Below are 17,796 nucleotides of genomic sequence, written 5' to 3' on the forward strand. Positions count from 1 at the left end.
TTACGTGGAGGTGGGGGCGGCGACCCAGGACGAGGTGTCGCGCAGCCAGGAGAAGGTGTCGGGGCGAGTGGCCTTGTACTCGACGCCGATGTAGCCGTCGTAGCCGTTGCCGCTCAATTGCGACAGGTAGGTGGGCAGGTCGAGCGTTCCGGTTCCGGGCTCGCCGCGGCCGGGGGAGTCGGCGATCTGAACATGACCGATGAGGTCGGAGTAGGAGTCGAGTGCGGCGGCGACGTCGTCCCCGTTGACGTCGAGGTGATACAGATCGGCCAACAGACGAAGGCTGTGTACGTCGTGGTCGCGCTCGACGCGTCGAATGACGGCCACGGCGTCGTCGGCGGTCAGGAGCGGGTATGCCGGTGCACCGCTGACCGGCTCGATCAGCACGACGGCGCCGATGTCGGCTGCAGCGGCTCCGGCGGCAGCCAGGTTCTCGGCCGCGACACGATCCTGCTCGGCGGGGTCGCTGCCCTCGATTCGGTTTCCGTACAACGCGTTGAACGCGCCGGTGCCGAGCGTCTTCCCGATGCCGACAGTGACGTCGATGTTGTCACGGAAGGCACGAACCTGCGAGGGGTCGCTCAGAATTCCGCGGTCGCCCGCAGGCATGTCGCCCGCGGCGAAGTTGAGTCCGGTCAGCTGAACGCCTGCATCCCGGACGGCGGAGACGAACGCGTCCACGTCGCTGTCGCCGGGAACCGGAGTCGGAAACGGCCACCAGAATTCCACGGCGTCGAACCCCGCCGCTTTCGCGGCAGCCGGTCGCTCCAGCAGCGGAATGTCGGTGAACAGGATGGAGCAGTTGACCGTGTACGAGTTGTTCTGCATTGCTGTACCTTTCGTCATCTCGGGACCGAGAGCCCGCGATATTGTCGCCAACCTCCAGTGTGAGTGATGTCGGTCAGATCGTCCGGATGCTCCTCGAGAACCCAGGGGCGCAGTCCCACGCCCAGCACGGAACGCCCGTCCTCGAGTTCGACGACTGTCAGCTCGAGCTCCGGTGGCTCGTCGGGCAGAAACGCAGTCCGGATGTCGTCCAGTGGGATGTCGTAGAGCTCGCCGTCGATCGCCGCTCCTGAATCGTCGTCCAGCAGTAGTGCCGGGAACTCGTCGCGAACCGAGTAGAAGCGGTACTTGGCGGTCGTTCTGGCGGTTCCGACGAATGGGTGGCCGGCGACGTTGTGGTGAAGGTTGCCGCCGCGCATGGCTCCGCCGTTGCAGAACAGCTCGGTCATCTATGCCTCCTCGGATCGGTTGAATTTCGCATTGTGGAATATCAATTCCAGCGATAAGGAAAGTGTGATCCACCGCACGGCGGTCTGTCAACCGTGCGGACCCCTGCCGATGGCAATTCCATGATGCGAAATCCGTTGCGTTCCAATGGGCATGACTTCTCGGCAAACTCGTCGGCACAAACTCTTGACAGCAATATGTGATGGCTGTCACGCTCAATATATGGAATCGACATTTCGCATTACGGAATTGGGAGAGGTAGGCGCGGCACAGCGTCTGAACGCAGCCGCCGAACCCGACGTGCGGAGGATGCTTGCAGCGGCACTCGACGTTCCTCGTTGGATCGAGCACATGGTCGGGCACCTGCCGTACGAGGACGACGACGAGTTACGCCGGGCCGTGTTCGCTGCGGCAGCCCCACTGACCACCGACGAGATCGACCGAGCGCTCGACGTGCACCCTCGCATCGGGGAACGCCCGGAGGGCGACGACGACCACGCACGCAGTGCCCGGGCGGAGCAGGCGGGCCTCGACATGTCGGCCACCGACGTCCGGCGACGGCTGCGCGACGGAAACATCGCCTACGAGAGGCGCTTCGGCCGGGTGTTTCTCGTTCGCGCTGCCGGCCGGAGCATCGACGACATCGTCGACATGCTGGAGCATCGCCTCGGCAACGAACCGGATGTCGAGGAGCGCGTCGTCGAGCGTGAACTCCGTGAGATCGCCGCCGTGCGATTGGCGAGGGAGTCGTAGATGCCCGGACGTAGCTTCGTCACCACCCACGTGCTCGACTCGTCCAGCGGCGCTCCTGCACAGGGCGTTTCGGTCGTACTCTCGAATGCTCGGCAGGAGATCGCCCAGGGCGTCACCGATTCCGACGGGCGCATCGAAAGCCTGGGCCCCGACGCTCTCGACCCAGGCCGATACCGCCTCACCTTCGACACCGGCCGCTATTACGCCGACCGTGATGTCCACACCTTCTACCCCGCAGTCGAGATCGTCTTCGAGACAGCCCCGGACGCCTCGCACTACCACGTACCACTTCTTCTCAGCCCGTTCGCATTCACGACCTATCGAGGGAGCTAGACATGAGCATCGTTCTCGGAGCAAATCAGTACGGAAAGGCCGAATGCCGCCTGGTCAGAATCGATCGGGACACTCCGCGTCACCGCATCACCGACGTCAGCGTCACCTCCCAGCTGCGGGGTGATCTGGAAGCCGCCCACACCGTCGGCGACAACAGTCACGTCGTCGCGACGGACACCCAGAAGAACACCGTGTACGCCTTCGCCCGAGAGGGACTCGGCGCAATCGAGGACTTCGCTCTGCGTCTCGGCCGGCACTTCACCGACAGTTTCGACTGGATCGACGGCGGGAGGTGGGAGATCGAGCAGTACAGCTGGGCGCGAATACCGTCGGGCACCGACGGTTACGACCACTCGTTCGTCAAGAGCAGTGACGAGAAGCGCAACACCGTCGTGACCATCGACGAAACCGGCCCGACGGTGATCTCCGGCGTCAGCGATCTCGTCGTCCTGAACTCCACGGCATCGGAGTTCTGGGGATACCCCAAGGATCGGTACACGACGCTGAAGGAGACGACCGACCGCATTCTCGCGACATCGGTCAGCGCGCGGTGGCGGTACCTGTCCACCGACCTCGATTTCGACAAGGTCTTCGACGACGTCCGGTCGATCATGCTCGACGCCTTCGCATCCACCCACTCGTTGGCGTTGCAGCAGAGTCTGTTCCAGATGGGAACCCAAGTCCTCGAAGCGCACCCGGAGATCGGCGAGATCAAGTTCTCCATGCCCAACATCCACCACTTCCTCGTCGATCTCGAGCCGTTCGGACTCGACAACCCAGGTGAAGTGTTCTACGTCGCCGACCGGCCGTACGGACTGATCGAGGCGACGGTGAAACGCGACGACGTTCCCGACGCCGGGCACGTGTGGGCCACCGTACCCGGATTCTGTTAGGAGCGAAGGCCATGAAGCTGAGGAAGGCCGGGAGCGGAGCCCGCAGGAGTGACCAGGATGAGGCCGGGAGCGGAGCCCGCGGGAGTGACCAGGGTAAGGCCGGTAGTGGAGATGACAAGGGTGATCAGGGGCGTCCGGAGGACGAGCGCCTGTCGATCGGTAGGTCGTATCTCTATGGATTGCAACATATCCTGACGATGTACGGCGGGGTGATCGCGCCGCCTTTGATCGTCGGTGGTGCGGCCGGGTTGAACGGCACCCAGATTGCGGTTCTGGTGTCGGCTGCACTGTTCGTCAGTGGTGCTGCGACGATGCTCCAGACCCTCGGGCTTCCGTACGTCGGCGCGAAACTGCCGTTGGTCCAGGGTATTTCCTTCGCTTCCGTGTCGACGATGGTTGCGATCGCCAGTGGTCCCGACGGTTTGAACTCGGTGTTCGGTGCCATCATCGCGGCCGGTGCGATCGGAATTCTGATCACGCCGTTCTTCAGCAAGATCGTCCGGTTCTTCCCTCCGGTCGTGACGGGCACGATCATCACGGTGATCGGGATTTCGCTTCTTCCGGTGACGGTGCGGTGGGCGATGGGTGGCGATCAGGGCGCTGCCGATTGGGGGTCGATGTCCAACATCGGTCTCGCGGGCTTCAGCCTCGCCGTGGTGCTCCTGGTCAGCCGGTTCGTGCAGGGAACGCTCTCTCGCCTGTCGATACTCATCGGAATCGTCGTCGGCACCGGGTTCGCGTTCGCCGTCGGCAAGGCCGACTTCTCCGATGTGGGGACCGGCAGCTTCTTCGCGTTGCCGGAGCCGTTCGCATTCGGGGCGCCCGTCTTCCAGATCGGCGCGATCATCTCGATGGTCGTCGTCATTCTGGTCATCATGACCGAGACGACGGCGGACATCCTTGCCGTCGGCGAGATCGTCGGCACGGACGTCGATGCTCGGCGGGTCGGGGACGGGCTCCGGGCGGACATGATCGCGACGACGGTTGCACCGGTGTTCGGGACTTTCCCGGCGAGTGCCTTCGCGCAGAACGTCGGACTCGTGGCCGTCACCGGGATCAAGAGTCGCTACGTGGTGGCTGCCGGCGGTTCGGTGTTGCTGTTCCTCGGTCTCTTTCCGGTGTTGGGCCGGGTGGTGGCGTCGGTGCCACTGCCCGTGCTCGGTGGCGCGGGGATCGTGTTGTTCGGCTCGGTCGCCGCCAGCGGAATCAGAACACTGTCCAAAGTGAACTTCGACGGCAACCTGAATCTCGTCATCGTCGCGGTCGCCCTGGGATTCGGCGTCATTCCGATCGCGGTGCCGGGCTTCTACTCGGCCTTCCCCGAGTGGGTACACGTGGTCTTCGATTCGGGAATCAGCGCTGCCAGCATCGTGGCCGTGGTTCTGAACATCGCCTTCAACGTGTTGACCAAGGGAAACAAGGCATCACCGTCCGTGGTCACCGCGGCACCGCCCGTGGCCACGCGACACCATTCCACCTGAGTCGAGCGGTGGAGGTCGGCAGGTGAAATAGGGTAGCGGTAACCGAACGAGTCGAGAGGTGATCCATGGCGGTGGGTGGCGGAGTGCAGTCGGTCGAGCGGGCATTCGAGCTTCTCGACATCATGGCGGCCTCGGGAGGATCGATCGGTATCAGTGAACTCGCCGAGGCCGCAGGTCTTCCGATGCCCACGGTGCACCGACTGATCGGAACCCTGGTGACGCTCGGTTACGTTCGCCGGCTCGCCACCCGCCGGTACGCGTTGGGCACCAAGTTGATCGGGTTGGGCGACAGCGCAACCAAATTGATCGGGGGATGGGCGAAACCGTATCTGTCCGAGCTCGTTCGGCAGACGCACGAGACGTCGAACATGGCGTTTCTGGAAGACGACATGGCCGTCTACGTCGCTCAGGTGCCGTCGGAGCACGCCATGCGGATGTTCAACGAAGTGGGTCAGCGTGTGCTTCCGCATTCCACCGGGGTGGGCAAGGCCCTCTTGTCTCAGCTGCCCGACGACGAGGTCCGTGCCCTCGTCTCGCGGACCGGCATGGCCCCGCGGACGGTCAACACGCTGAACTCCCTCGACGCACTGCTCGCGGATCTCGCCGTCGTCCGATCGCGCGGGTATGCGATCGACGACGGTGAGCAGGAGGTGGGTGTTCGGTGTTTCGCAGTTCCCGTGATCGGAGCGCCGACGCTCACCGCCATGTCCATCGCCGGGCCGACCGCGCGGGTGACCCTGGAGTCCGCTGAGCAGTTCGTTCCACTTCTGGTGTCCGCAGCCGAACGGTTGTCGAAGGACCTCCAGCCTCGCTGACGGCGCCGTGTGCTCGTTCCAATCTTGACACCCGTCCGTATCAGATGGAAAGTGACACCTAGCAGTTCCCAATACGGGGGGAACGGAGACTGGAGGTGACGGGCGATGCCCACACTCTCGAACAAGGTTGTCTTCATCACGGGCGCGGCGCGCGGTATCGGTGCGGAAACAGCCCGTGCACTGGCGGCCCGGGGGAGCAAGCTGGTGTTGACCGACGTCGACGAGGAGCCACTGCTCGCGCTGGGCGTCGAGCTGGGCGACGCCGCGGTCACCGTCGTGGCCGACGTCCGCGACCTCGACGCGACGCAGGCCGCGGTCGACGCAGGCATTGCGCGCTTCGGCGGCATCGACCTCGTGCTGGCCAACGCCGGCATCTCCAGCTACGGCTCGGTACTCCAGGTCGACCCCGCCACGTTCGCGCGAGTGCTCGACATCAACGTCCTCGGGGTGTTCCACACCGTTCGGGCGGCGCTGCCGTCGTTGATCGAGCGCAACGGCTATGTTCTCGTCGTGTCGTCGCTCGCCGCATTCGCTGCGTGCCCCGGCCTGGCGGCGTACAACGCGAGCAAAGCCGGAGTCGAGCAGTTCGCGAACGCGCTGCGGCTCGAGGTCGCACACCAGGGCGTCGGCGTCGGATCTGCGCACATGGCCTGGATCGACACTCCACTCGTTCAGGACGCCAAATCCGATCTCGGTGCGTTCCGTGAAATGCTCGAGGTCATGCCTGGGCCGTTCGGGCGAACGATGACCGTCGACACATGCGTCGACGCCTTCGTCGCGGGGCTCGAAGGTCGCAAGCGGAAGGTGTACGTGCCCGGCTGGGTCGGAGTGGCGGGCAAGTTCCGTGCCGTCCTGAACTCGGCAGTGGGGGACAGGGCGCTGTTGAAGCACGTACCGAGATTGCTGCCCAAGATGGACGCCGAAGTCGCCGCTCTCGGGCGCTCGACCAGCGCACGCAACAAGTAGACCAGACGGCACGGACGAAAGAGACCCGATGACAACGACATCCCCCTCGGACACTTCATCGCGAACCGAAACGGAATCGGTCGACTTCCTCATCGTCGGCGCAGGCCTGTCCGGCATCGGTGCGGCGCATCATCTCCAGGCGAAACTGCCGGGCAAGTCGTACGCGATTCTCGAGAGCCGCGGCGCGATCGGCGGTACGTGGGACCTGTTCCGATATCCAGGAATTCGGTCCGACTCCGACATGTACACCCTCGGGTACAACTTCCGACCGTGGACGGGCGACAAGTCGATCGCCGACGGCAAGGACATCCGTGAGTACATCGAGGACACCGCGAAGGACGAGGGGATCGACCGTCACATTCGGTTCCACCACAAGGTCGTGTCCGCCGAATGGTCCTCCGCGACGTCCAAGTGGACGGTGACTGCTCAGCGTTCCGGCGGAGAGATCGTGACGTTCGAGGCGTCGTTCCTGATGTGCTGCAGTGGGTACTACGACTACGACAAGGGATTCACTCCGGAGTTCGAGGGCATCGAGAATTTCGGTGGGACCGTGATCCACCCGCAGAAATGGCCGGAGGATCTCGACTACTCCGGCAAGAAGGTCGTCGTCATCGGCAGTGGCGCGACGGCGATCACGTTGGCGCCCAACCTGGCTCGTGAAGCATCGCACGTCACGCTGCTGCAGCGTTCACCCAGCTACATCATGTCCTTGCCGTCCGAGGACCCGGTTGCGCTCGGTCTGCGCAAGTACCTGCCTGCGCGTGCCGCGTACGGAATCACCAGGACGAAGAACGCTGTGACCGCGATAGGACTGTACGTTCTGTGCCAGCGTTACCCGAAGTTCATGAAGAAGCAGATCAGGAAGCTCCAGGAAGGGTGGCTCCCGAAGGGGTACGACCTGGACACCCATTTCACTCCTCGGTACAACCCGTGGGATCAACGGCTCTGCCTGGTTCCCGACAACGATCTGTTCCGATCGATCCGCAAGAACGAAGTGGACATCGTCACCGATCACATCGACAAGTTCACCGACACCGGCATCGATCTGAAGTCCGGCGAGCATCTGGACGCGGACATCGTCGTCACCGCGACAGGACTGAACCTCGTGGCGTTCGGCAACGTGACGCTCTCCGTCGACGGCCGCGTCGTCGACCTCACGGACACGATGGCGTACAAGGGCATGATGCTGACCGGCGTGCCGAATTTCGCGTTCGTCGTCGGCTACACCAACGCATCGTGGACCCTCAAAGCCGACCTGGTGTCCGACTACGTCGCCAGGCTGCTCGCACACATGGACAGGAACGGCGCGCGGGAAGTGCGGCTGAAGCGGGACGCCTCGATAGGGGAGGAACCGTTCCTCGACTTCGCGGCCGGTTACGTTCTCCGCTCGGTCGATTCGTTCCCCAAGCAGGGATCGTCCGCTCCGTGGAAACTGCGCATGAACTACTTCCGCGACCTGCCTGCTCTGCGGTACGGCAAGCTGGTCGACGACAACATGAGCTTCCGGTGATGCGTCACCGGCGACACCGACACGGCCTGTGAGGTAACACAGGTCGGTAACGGGCCGATTGGTATTCGAACGTTACTCTCGGAGCGGCATTTCAATTGGATGCGCAGGTGATGGCCTGGCATTATGTGGTCGAAGTGTCCGTTTTCGATGGGTGCTCGTCAATCGGTCGGTCGTGAAGTGGAGTGGCGCATGAGGATCTCGCGCGGAGTCGTGTTGGCGGCTGTCGCATCGGTGGCGGCAACCGTCGTTCTGTCCGGATGTGCACCGACGAACGACAGCAAGATCGACGCTGCCCCGATCGACTCCAACCCGATCGCCGAACTCCTCAAGCCCAAGCTGACCTCCACCGTCGACGACGGAGCGGTCGGATTCTCCCCGGCGGATCCGGTCACCGTGAGCGTCGTCGACGGCAAGCTCGCAGGCGTCACGATGCTCAACCCGGAGGGCGTGCCCGTATCGGGTGCCATCTCCCCGGACGGTCTGAGCTGGACCAACACCGAGCCGCTCGGATACAACCGAAAGTACCGCGTGCAGGCCGACGCGTACGGGCTCGGCGGATCGAGCACGACCGTCAGCTCGTTCACCACCAGTCAGCCCGGTAACTTCACCAAGCCGTACGTTCTGCCGAGCGAAGGCGCCGTCGTCGGCATCGGTCAGCCGGTCGCTGTCCAGTTCGACGAAACGATCACCGACAAGATCGCCGCTCAGAACGCCATCCAGGTGACCACGACGCCCGCCGTCGAGGGCGCGTTCTACTGGGTCAACGACCGCGAGGTCCGCTGGAGGCCGCAGAACTACTGGGCGTCGGGAACCCGCGTCGACGTTGCGGTCAACGTGTACGGCCGTGACCTCGGCGACGGTATCTACGGCCAGGAGAACGCGTCGACGTCCTTCACCATCGGCGACGCCGTCGTCGCGACGGCCGACGACAACACCAAGCAGGTGACCTTCAACGTCAACGGCCAGGACGTCATCACCATGCCCACCTCGATGGGCAAGGACAGCACACCGACCGACAACGGCGTCTACATCATCGGCGACCGCTTCGATCACCTGGTCATGGACTCGTCCACCTACGGAGTGCCTGTCAACTCCTCGGCCGGCTACCGCACCCCCGTCGACTGGGCCGTCCGAATGTCCTACAGCGGCATCTTCTTCCACTCCGCCCCGTGGTCCGTGGGACAGCAGGGCTACTCCAACGCCAGCCACGGATGCCTCAACCTGAGCCCGTCCAACGCCAAGTGGGTCTTCGACAACACCAAGCGCGGCGACATCGTCGTCGTCAAGAACACCGTGGGCGGCACGCTGTCCGGCGTCGACGGGCTCGGCGACTGGAACATTCCGTGGGAGGAATGGAAAGCCGGCAACGCGTCGAGCGTCTAGTCGGAGCCCTGCTTCTCGTACCGAGCGGGATCGATGCCCAGTGTCTTCAGGTAGGCCACCGGCTCGATGCTCGATCCGTTGTTCCTGACCTCGAAGTGCAGGTGCGGCCCGGTCGAGTTGCCGGTACTGCCGACGGACCCGATCCGGTCGCCTGCTTCGACGGTGTCGCCGACCTCTACGTCCACGCTCGATTGGTGCCCGTAGTACGTGACGGTGTTGCCACTCTTGATGCGCACGAGAGTGCCGTATCCGTCACCCGCATCTCCGGCTTGTTCGACGGTTCCCCCTGTCACCGCGTAGATCGGCGTTCCCGACGGCGCGGCGAAATCGACGCCCTGATGGAACTGGCCGCCGTTTCCGGTGGGATTGTTGCGACTGCCGTAGCCGGACGAGATTTCGTAGCTTCTGGCGGGGAGCGGGAGGATCGAGCCACCCAGACCCACCGACGGGGGAGCGGCCGCAGTCTCCGGCTCGTCGGGAGCCGTTTCCGGTGCCGGCCCGAAGTCCGAGTCGAGAATGACGGAGGCGACCTCGTTGATCAGCACCCCGGTAGCGTCCAGCACCGCGGCGAGAATGGCCGCTCTCTGCTGCGCGTCGGGCTGTGGAATCGGGATGACGGGCAGCTCGATGGTCGGCTGCGCCGTGGCTACGGCCGGGTTGATCAGACCCGTGGTACCGAGGCACAGCGCCGCCGACAACATCGAACCCGCAATCGCCTTGTGAACTCTTCGACCCACGTGAACTGCCTCCTGATCTAGTGCCCGACTCGAATGAAAACTGGGCTCAGAACTGCTGGTGGCGCGTTTCGGGGCGCGTTGAATCAACGCTGCGTGTTCACAGCTATCACGTTGGTACTTTTCTTCCCCAAAAGTGCCATTTGTAACCGTACGTCACATGAACCTCATAGGAAACTCGAAAGTTGAATTACAACAACGTAATTCGGCGGCCAGGACTACGGACTGCCGGTCGACGTGGAGGAGGAGGACGCCTCGAACGACAAGAAAGCCGGCCTCCGTGCGGAGACCGGCTCTCTTGCTTCTATGGGGTGAGTGACGGGACTCGAACCCGCGACACCCAGGATCACAACCTGGTGCTCTACCAGCTGAACTACACCCACCATAGCCACATCTTCTTCGCCCGTTCAGGCTCTGTTTCAGCAGCGACGACAATACTAGCGGTTCGATTCGTCAGTTGCGAATCGCCCCTACGACGGTGTGTCGAGCCCCTCGACGACCGCGGCAATTTCGCTGGTCGACGGGCCGGGCTCGGGTACGAACACCGTCCGGCGGTAGTACTTCAACTCCTTGATCGACTCCTTGATGTCGGCCAAGGCGCGGTGCGCGAGCCCCTTCTGTGGCTGCCCGAAGTAAATCCGCGGGTACCACCGACGCGACAGCTCCTTGATGGAACTGACGTCGATCATGCGGTAGTGCAGGTACGTGTCCAGCTCGGCCATGTCACGCGAGATGAAACCGCGGTCGGTCGCAATGGAGTTTCCTGCCAGAGGCACGGTGCCGGCCACCGGGACATGCTCGCGGATGTACGCCAGCACCTGCTGCTGCGCCTCCTCGAGCGTCACCGTCGACGCACGCACCTCGTCGGTCAGCCCGGACTTGGCATGCATCTTCTTCACCACGTCCGGCATCGACGCCAACGCGTCGTCGTCGGCGTGGATCACGATGTCGACGCCCTCGCCGAGAATCTCCAGTTCGCTGTCGGTGACGAGCGCCGCGATCTCGATGAGTTTGTCCTTCGACAAATCCAGGCCGGTCATTTCACAATCGATCCACACAAGTTTGTCCTGCACACGACACAGACTAGTGCGACCATGCTCACCGCTAAGGTTTGCGGTGGCGATCGCAGTGCGAGCCGAACGACAGCAAGCAAAGAGAACCAAGGAGCATCGATAGACATGACGGTCGATCCGGCGTCGGAAGGTTCCACCACTCTCACCCCCGCGGAGAAGGCGAAGGCCGCCAAGGTCGCTGCCGTCGAAGCGGCCCGAGTTGCCGCCGAGGCCCTGGCTGCAGCAGAGGCGGCCGAGAAGGAAGCGCTGGACGCCGAAGCCGCCGAAACCAAGGTCATCGAAGCCGACGGCGCCGGAACCGAGGGCGCCGCGGTACCGGCTGGTGTCGCAGCCGAGATAGCGGCGGGTTATCAGTCGTCGGGAGCCGCATTGGAGCTCGGGACCGTCGTCCTGGACGGCGTGACGGATCCAGCCGCGAGAATTCGTATTCCCCTCGCGACGCTGAACAGGCACGGATTGGTCGCGGGAGCGACCGGTACCGGAAAGACGAAGACACTGCAGGGGATCGCCGAACAGTTGTCGAGTGCAGGCGTTCCCGTGGTCATGGCCGACATCAAAGGCGACCTGTCCGGGTTGTCGGCAGCAGGGGCGGACAACGAGAAAATCAGGGCGCGTGCAGTGGAGACCGGAGATTCCGAGTGGAGTCCGACCGGTCACCCCGTCGAATTCCTCTCGCTCGGCACCGACGGCATCGGTATCCCCGTGCGCGCGACCATCACCGCGTTCGGTCCGATACTTCTGAGCAAAGTGCTGGGTCTCAACAACACTCAGGAATCGACACTCGGCTTGATCTTCCATTGGGCGGACAAGCAAGGCTTGGCGTTGCTGGACCTCAAGGATCTGCGTGCCGTCATCACCCATCTCACCAGTGACGACGGCAAGGCGGATCTGAAGGGCATCGGAGGAGTATCGGCTGCGACCGCGGGCGTCATCCTGCGTTCCCTGGTCAACCTGGAAGCCGACGGAGGGGACACTTTCTTCGGCGAACCCGAGCTCGACACCGAGGATCTGCTCCGGGTCGGCGCCGACGGCAAGGGCATCATCACGCTGTTCGAGCTGGGGGCCCACGCCGCCCGGCCGGTGATGTTCTCGACATTCCTGATGTGGGTCCTGGCCGACATGTTCCAGACCCTGCCCGAGGTCGGTGACATCGACAAACCCAAGCTGGTGTTCATCTTCGACGAAGCTCACCTGTTGTTCGCCGACGCCTCCAAAGCCTTTCTGCAGCAGGTCGAACAGACCGTCAAGCTCATCCGTTCGAAGGGCGTCGGTGTGTTCTTCTGTACACAGCTCCCGACGGACGTGCCGAACGAAGTGCTGTCACAGCTGGGCGCGCGAATTCAGCACGCGCTGAGGGCATTCACGCCCGACGACCAGAAGGCGCTGAACAAGACCGTCCGCACCTATCCGAAAACCGAAGCGTACGACCTCGAGAAGGTGCTCACCTCGCTCGGCACCGGCGAGGCCATCGTCACCGTACTGTCTGAGAAGGGCGCGCCGACGCCGGTGGCATGGACCAAGATTCGCCCGCCGCGCTCGCTGATGGACACCATAGGCAACGACGCCATCGGTGCTGCGGCCTCGGCGAGCACTCTCGGACCCAAGTATCGCGAGACCATCGATCGTGAGTCGGCCTACGAGAAATTGGAGGCCCGGGTCACCGATGTACCCGCGCCGACCGAAACGTTCGATCTGCCGCCGTTGCCTGCGGACCTGCCCGATCTACCGCCATCGGAACCTGAAGGGCCCTCGGCGGCGGAACGAATCATGGGCAACCCCGCAGTCAAGAGTTTCCTCCGCTCTGCGGCTTCGGCTGCCGGACGGGAGATTTCACGCAGCATTTTCGGCACAGGTCGTCGGCGTCGACGGTGAGGGTACGGCCGCAGCCGCGTGAGCGATTGGTTCACGCGGTGCGGGAGTACCCGTCCAACACGTCGGTCATCGCGGCCTCCAGTGCATCGAAGGTGTCGATCTCCACCTTTGCCTTGATGTAGTTCAGGCTGAGCGTCAGGTCGTCGAAGTACGCGATGAGTCGCCCCGACGTGCCCGCGATGTTGTACACATTGACCGGAACGCCCGCGATGTCGACGACGTCGTCGTTCGGATCGGCGTCGGTCTGCCCGCTCACCCACAGCGTCAGATTCGGCAGGAGGTAGCGGCTGTTGCCGTCCCAGGTGCAGCCCCCGTCCGGTGTCTTCGGCAGTTCGACCGGCTCGATGTCCGCCAATCCGAGACGGGTGCGCGTGTTCTCGGACAGGACCGAGCAGGGGTCCACGTCGGCGGCTGCGCCGGCCGGTGGATCGGGTTGCACCGTCTCGCCGTTCACCGTGTGGGTGACCTCGGACCGACTGCATCCTCCGATCAGCACGGCGGCGGCCACGGCGGCAGCCACAACAGCGATGGACACGATGGGTGTGCGGTCGATCATCGAACAAGTCCTCCCGGGCGGTTTGTCCGTTTAGCCTAGGAGGTGGTTTCACCCCGCGAAACCGGTAGAACTACTCATATCGGCCGCCCCGCGTCAGCGAGAGGATCGACTGCATGAAGAAATCCTGGTTGGTACCACCCGTTGCGATCGCGGCCGTCGTCGGCTGCAGTTCGGGTTCGGCGAATGCGCAGCAGGCTCTGGAGTTCCCGGATTCCGTCGCCGGGCTCCGGACGATGCAGCAGCAGATGGAGCGATTCGAACGAGACGACGACTCCGGCCCGCAGCGCGAGGATGCCGTCGCGGGGCTCAGCGCCGCGTACGACGGGGCCGACGCCGCCGCGCAGGGCTACGCGGACGAGTCGCTCCGGGTTCTGGTGACGGTCTATGCCGTCGAGGCGCCGAGTCCTCGCTTGTGGAGCACACGGGCGGGCGATGCCAGTGCCGAACGGCTTCGGTTGCCGTCGCCGCCAGAACGTATCGAGACCTCGGGTGACGCCGAGTGCCTGGTGACGGTGAACTCGCCCGTGCCGGCCGGAGTGGAGCCTGGGGAATCGACCGAATCAGGCAGGAGTACAGGCCCGACGCGACCGGACTCCACGGTGCTGCGGTGCCAAGGCGTCCGCGACGGGGTGACGGTGCTGATCCCGGAACTGGCCCCGTCGGTGGATACCGACACCGCGTTGTCGATCGTGTCCGATTCGCTGGATCACTTCCGCCCGCGGTGAGTGTTCAGCCGCCGAGCTTCTTGTAGAAGCTTCCGACAATGGGGGCCGAGATGGCCCGCGGACTGTACTGGCCCGCGATCGACATGCCCTTGGACAGCAGACCCGGCACCACCCGCATCTTGTTCTTCGCCAACGAATCCAGTGACAGCCTGGCCGTGTAGGCGCTGTCGATCCACAGGAAATCCGGGACCAGCTTGTCCACTATGGACGCGTCGGCGGGATCGGGAGTCTCGGTGCGAACGGGGCCGGGGGCCAGCAGGGTGACGTTCACTCCGCTGTCCTTGAGTTCGAGCCGCAGCGACTCGGAGAACGTGTTGACGAACGCCTTCGTCGCCGCGTAGGTCGCATTGTTCGGGATGGCCATGTTCCCGGCCGCCGAACCCGTGATCAGAATTCCGCCGCTGCCGCGCGCCACCATCCCTGGAATGACTGCGAGCGTGAGGTCGTGCACGGCGACTGCATTCAATTCCACCTGGTCCCGTTCGTACGCGGGGTCGAGGTTCGCGACCGGCCCGAACGTGGCGATACCCGCGTTGTTGCACAGAATGCTGATCTCCCGCTGCGCCAACTCGTCGGCGAACGAGACGCGGGCATCCCGGTCGGAGAGATCGAGAACTCGGACCTCGACGGTCACTCCGTGCGCGGCGCGGAGCTCGGTGGCAAGTGCCTCGAGCAACTCCCCGCGCCGCGCCACGACGATCAGCGAATGACCGCGGGCGGCGAGTTCTGTGGCCAGTGCCTCGCCGATTCCGGAGGACGCTCCGGTGACGACTGCACGGGCTTCGGGCGCAGGACTGGGCAGGCTCACGCTGAGACAGGGTAGTGGATGGATCGACCCGGCTGGAATCACCCGGTGGGAATCAGATGGACGCGGCGAGGCGTGTTCCTTGCTCGATGGCGCGCTTGGCGTCGAGTTCGGCAGCGACATCCGCGCCCCCGATGACGTGGGCCGTCGTTCCCGCGGCTCGTAGGTCGTCGACGAGATCGCGGACGGGTTCCTGGCCCGCGCACACGACGACGGTGTCGACGGCAAGTGTGCGTGGACGCTCGTGGCGCTCGCCGAAGGTGATGTGCAGACCCTCGTCGTCTATGCGTTCGTAGTTCACACCGGAGAGCTCGTGCACGCCTTTGGCTTTCAGAGCCGCGCGGTGCACCCATCCCGTCGTCTTCGCGAGCCCCGCGCCGATTCGTCCCTTTTTGCGCTGCAACAGGTAGACCTCACGCGGCGACGGCGCGGGGACGGGTGTGGTGAGCGCTCCCGGCGCCGCTTCCGGTTCGGTGACACCCCACTCCTGCTTCCATTCCTTCAGGTCCAGCGTGGGGGAGGCATTGGTCGTCAGAAATTCCGAGATGTCGATGCCGATGCCGCCCGCACCGATGACGGCCACGCGGTCACCCACCGGTCTTCCGTGTTCGACGACGTCGGCGTAGGACAGCACCGACGGATGATCGATTCCGGGTATCGACGGGATTCTCGGTATCACGCCGGTCGCGACGATCACCTCGTCGAAGTCGCCTGCGACGAGCTCGGCGGCGGTGACGCGCCAGCCGAGGTGGACGGCCACGTCGGCGTCGCGCAGCGCTGTCGTGAAGTATCGGATGGTCTCGGAGAACTCCTCCTTGCCCGGAATGCGTTGTGCGATACCGAATTGGCCACCCAATGCCGGCCTGGACTCGAACAGGCTGACGGCGTGGCCGCGTCGGGCAGCTTCGAGCGCGGCGGACAGCCCTGCCGGACCGCCGCCCACGACCGCGACCTTCTTGGTTCTGCGGGCAGGCAGCAACTGCAGTTCGACTTCACGTCCCGCGCGGGGGTTGACCAGGCAGGAGACTGTTTTGTGGACGAACGCGTGGTCCAGACACGCCTGGTTGCACGCGATGCACGTGTTGATGGAGTCCGCTGCGTTCGCTTCGGCCTTGCGCACCCAGAACGGGTCGGCGAGCATCGGCCGCGCCATCGAGATCAGCTGCGCGTCCCCGCGTGCGAGAATCCCTTCCGCGATGTCGGGCATGTTGATTCGATTCGACGCCGCCACCGGGATGTCGACATGCTTGTCGAGCTTTCCGGTGATGTCGGCGAATGCTGCGCGCGGAACCGACGTGACGATGGTGGGCACGCGGGATTCGTGCCAGCCGATGTCGGTGTTGATGACGTCGACACCGACGCTCTCCAAATCCTGTGCCAGGGCGACGATGTCGTCCCAGCTCTGTCCGCCTTCGACGAGATCGGCCATGGACAATCGGAACATCACCAGGAAGTCGGTGCCGACCTCCGCACGGATACGACGGGCGATCTCGACCGCGATACGACGCCTGTTCTCTGCGCTACCGCCCCACTCGTCGCGCCGCTTGTTGGTGCGGTCGGAGAGGAACTGGTTGATGAAGTATCCCTCGCCGCCCATGATCTCGACGCCGTCGTACCCGGCGGACCGAGCGAGCCGCGCACACCTCACGAAATTGCGGATCTGCCACCGGACACCTCGTGCAGTGAGGCGCCGCGGGCGAAATGGATTGATGGGGGCCTTGATCGACGACGCCGACACGCTGAACGGCTGATACGAGTACCGACCTGCGTGCAGGATCTGCAGAGCGATCTTGCCGCCTTCCGCATGCACCGCGTCCGTCATCGTGCGATGCCGCCGCGCCTCGACTCGGTTGGTGAGCTTGGCGCCGAACGGGAGGAGCCATCCGGTGCGGTTGGGTGCATAGCCACCGGTGACGATCAGCGCGACGCCACCGCGCGCGCGTTCGGCGAAATAGGCCGCCAGTCGGGTGGTGTCACGCGCTCGGTCCTCCAAACCGGTGTGAATGGATCCCATGATGACGCGATTCTTCAACGTCGTGTTGCCGACCTTCAACGGCGACAGGAGAATCGGGTAGTTCTCGGTACCGGTCACAATCGCTCCAATATCTCGTCGCACCATTCGGCGAAGCCCTCCTCGACACGGATTCCGCCGCGCAGCACCAAGTACTGATGCAGTGCGGTACCCGAGAGGGAGGACGGTGATGGGAAATCGCGTTTCTCGATGAGTCGAAAGAGCTCGAGCCTGTCCGCATGGACATCCCGGTGTCGGCGGACCTCGGTGCGTAATGCCTCGACGTCACCGTGTGCTGCGCCCCGGATCTTGACGGCCAGTTCCTCCCGGAGCGCACTCGGATCGGTGGGTCGGGCGATCCAGCGATCCAGCTCGTCGAGCCCGCTCCGGCTGACCGAATAGACCTTCTTGTCCGGCCTGCCGTCCTGCACGACGGAGTTGCCCACGATCCATCCGGCCGCGTCCATACGCGTCAGCACCCGGTAGATCTGCTGATGGCTTGCACTCCAGAAGAAGCCGATCGACTTGTCGAATCGGCGCGCCAGTTCGTACCCGGAGCCGTTCGATTCGGTCAGGGAAACGAGTATCGCGTGCTCGAGTGCCACGACAGCAAGTATGTATGCAACAGGGTGACTATGCAACCAGGTGCATAT

Annotated in this window: 18 protein-coding genes and 1 tRNA gene; 10 read left to right on the forward strand and 9 right to left on the reverse strand. The window is 64.1% G+C overall.

What is annotated here, in order from left to right:
• Positions 1–828, reverse strand: coding sequence for a hydroxypyruvate isomerase family protein (locus tag CH292_RS18235; RefSeq protein ID WP_094626392.1), 828 nt, complete (start codon positions 826–828; stop codon positions 1–3).
• A 14-nt stretch (positions 829–842) separates the two neighbouring features.
• Complete coding sequence (locus tag CH292_RS18240; protein ID WP_094626393.1) at positions 843–1,235, reverse strand: gamma-glutamylcyclotransferase; 393 nt, start codon at positions 1,233–1,235, stop codon at positions 843–845.
• A gap of 220 nt (positions 1,236–1,455) precedes the next feature.
• Between CH292_RS18240 and uraD the strand changes: the two genes are divergently transcribed.
• The 8 genes from uraD to CH292_RS18280 all read left to right on the forward strand — a co-directional run bounded on the left by uraD (position 1,456) and on the right by CH292_RS18280 (position 9,367).
• Complete coding sequence (uraD, locus tag CH292_RS18245) at positions 1,456–1,986, forward strand: 2-oxo-4-hydroxy-4-carboxy-5-ureidoimidazoline decarboxylase (protein WP_094655404.1); 531 nt, start codon at positions 1,456–1,458, stop codon at positions 1,984–1,986.
• On the forward strand, positions 1,987–2,319 hold the full coding sequence (gene uraH, locus CH292_RS18250; RefSeq protein WP_020111710.1) for a hydroxyisourate hydrolase: 333 nt from the start codon (positions 1,987–1,989) through the stop codon (positions 2,317–2,319).
• A 2-nt stretch (positions 2,320–2,321) separates the two neighbouring features.
• The gene (gene pucL / locus CH292_RS18255; RefSeq protein WP_020111709.1) at positions 2,322–3,212 is read left to right on the forward strand and encodes a factor-independent urate hydroxylase; all 891 of its coding nucleotides are present in this window, start codon (positions 2,322–2,324) and stop codon (positions 3,210–3,212) included.
• A gap of 11 nt (positions 3,213–3,223) precedes the next feature.
• Positions 3,224–4,693: a nucleobase:cation symporter-2 family protein gene (locus CH292_RS18260; RefSeq protein ID WP_179277995.1), complete on the forward strand. Its 1,470-nt coding sequence runs from the start codon at positions 3,224–3,226 to the stop codon at positions 4,691–4,693.
• A 65-nt stretch (positions 4,694–4,758) separates the two neighbouring features.
• On the forward strand, positions 4,759–5,508 hold the full coding sequence (locus CH292_RS18265; protein WP_094655405.1) for an IclR family transcriptional regulator: 750 nt from the start codon (positions 4,759–4,761) through the stop codon (positions 5,506–5,508).
• 105 nt (positions 5,509–5,613) lie between these two features.
• A complete protein-coding gene (locus CH292_RS18270) occupies positions 5,614–6,474 on the forward strand; it encodes an SDR family oxidoreductase (protein WP_094655406.1) in 861 nt (286 codons plus the stop codon).
• Positions 6,475–6,502: 28 nt separating this feature from the next.
• Positions 6,503–7,984: an NAD(P)/FAD-dependent oxidoreductase gene (locus tag CH292_RS18275; RefSeq protein ID WP_094655407.1), complete on the forward strand. Its 1,482-nt coding sequence runs from the start codon at positions 6,503–6,505 to the stop codon at positions 7,982–7,984.
• A gap of 189 nt (positions 7,985–8,173) precedes the next feature.
• On the forward strand, positions 8,174–9,367 hold the full coding sequence (locus tag CH292_RS18280; RefSeq protein WP_371828027.1) for an Ig-like domain-containing protein: 1,194 nt from the start codon (positions 8,174–8,176) through the stop codon (positions 9,365–9,367).
• On the opposite strand, the gene CH292_RS18285 is transcribed toward CH292_RS18280, so the two are convergent.
• From CH292_RS18285 to orn, 3 genes are all read right to left on the reverse strand, one after another.
• Positions 9,364–10,104, reverse strand: coding sequence for a M23 family metallopeptidase (locus CH292_RS18285; RefSeq protein WP_037141569.1), 741 nt, complete (start codon positions 10,102–10,104; stop codon positions 9,364–9,366). The genes CH292_RS18280 and CH292_RS18285 overlap by 4 nt on opposite strands.
• A gap of 304 nt (positions 10,105–10,408) precedes the next feature.
• Positions 10,409–10,484: transfer RNA gene (locus CH292_RS18290), tRNA-His, on the reverse strand.
• Positions 10,485–10,571: 87 nt separating this feature from the next.
• Positions 10,572–11,174: an oligoribonuclease gene (gene orn, locus CH292_RS18295; RefSeq protein WP_094655408.1), complete on the reverse strand. Its 603-nt coding sequence runs from the start codon at positions 11,172–11,174 to the stop codon at positions 10,572–10,574.
• 105 nt (positions 11,175–11,279) lie between these two features.
• Between orn and CH292_RS18300 the strand changes: the two genes are divergently transcribed.
• Positions 11,280–13,046: a helicase HerA-like domain-containing protein gene (locus CH292_RS18300; RefSeq protein WP_179277996.1), complete on the forward strand. Its 1,767-nt coding sequence runs from the start codon at positions 11,280–11,282 to the stop codon at positions 13,044–13,046.
• Positions 13,047–13,077: 31 nt separating this feature from the next.
• Here CH292_RS18300 and CH292_RS18305 read toward each other — a convergent pair whose 3' ends face one another.
• Positions 13,078–13,602 (reverse strand): DUF3558 domain-containing protein, encoded by a 525-nt coding sequence (locus tag CH292_RS18305; RefSeq protein WP_094655410.1) that lies wholly within the window; start codon positions 13,600–13,602, stop codon positions 13,078–13,080.
• 113 nt (positions 13,603–13,715) lie between these two features.
• On the opposite strand from CH292_RS18305, the gene CH292_RS18310 reads away from it, so the two are divergent.
• The gene (locus CH292_RS18310; RefSeq protein WP_037158219.1) at positions 13,716–14,327 is read left to right on the forward strand and encodes a hypothetical protein; all 612 of its coding nucleotides are present in this window, start codon (positions 13,716–13,718) and stop codon (positions 14,325–14,327) included.
• Positions 14,328–14,331: 4 nt separating this feature from the next.
• Here CH292_RS18310 and cmrA read toward each other — a convergent pair whose 3' ends face one another.
• Genes cmrA through CH292_RS18325 form a run of 3 tightly spaced genes read right to left on the reverse strand, consistent with a single transcriptional unit; the run spans position 14,332 to position 17,748 of the window.
• On the reverse strand, positions 14,332–15,135 hold the full coding sequence (cmrA, locus tag CH292_RS18315; protein ID WP_019664788.1) for a mycolate reductase: 804 nt from the start codon (positions 15,133–15,135) through the stop codon (positions 14,332–14,334).
• A gap of 52 nt (positions 15,136–15,187) precedes the next feature.
• A complete protein-coding gene (locus CH292_RS18320; protein WP_094655411.1) occupies positions 15,188–17,224 on the reverse strand; it encodes an NADPH-dependent 2,4-dienoyl-CoA reductase in 2,037 nt (678 codons plus the stop codon).
• Entirely contained in the window at positions 17,221–17,748 is a 528-nt protein-coding gene (locus tag CH292_RS18325; RefSeq protein WP_019664786.1) for a PadR family transcriptional regulator, read from the reverse strand. Before CH292_RS18325 ends, CH292_RS18320 begins: the two co-directional genes overlap by 4 nt.
• Between the last annotated feature and the right edge of the window lie 48 nt (positions 17,749–17,796).

It is taken from the genome of Rhodococcus sp. 14-2470-1a, assembly GCF_002259425.1.
GTDB lineage: Bacteria > Actinomycetota > Actinomycetes > Mycobacteriales > Mycobacteriaceae > Rhodococcoides > Rhodococcoides fascians_E.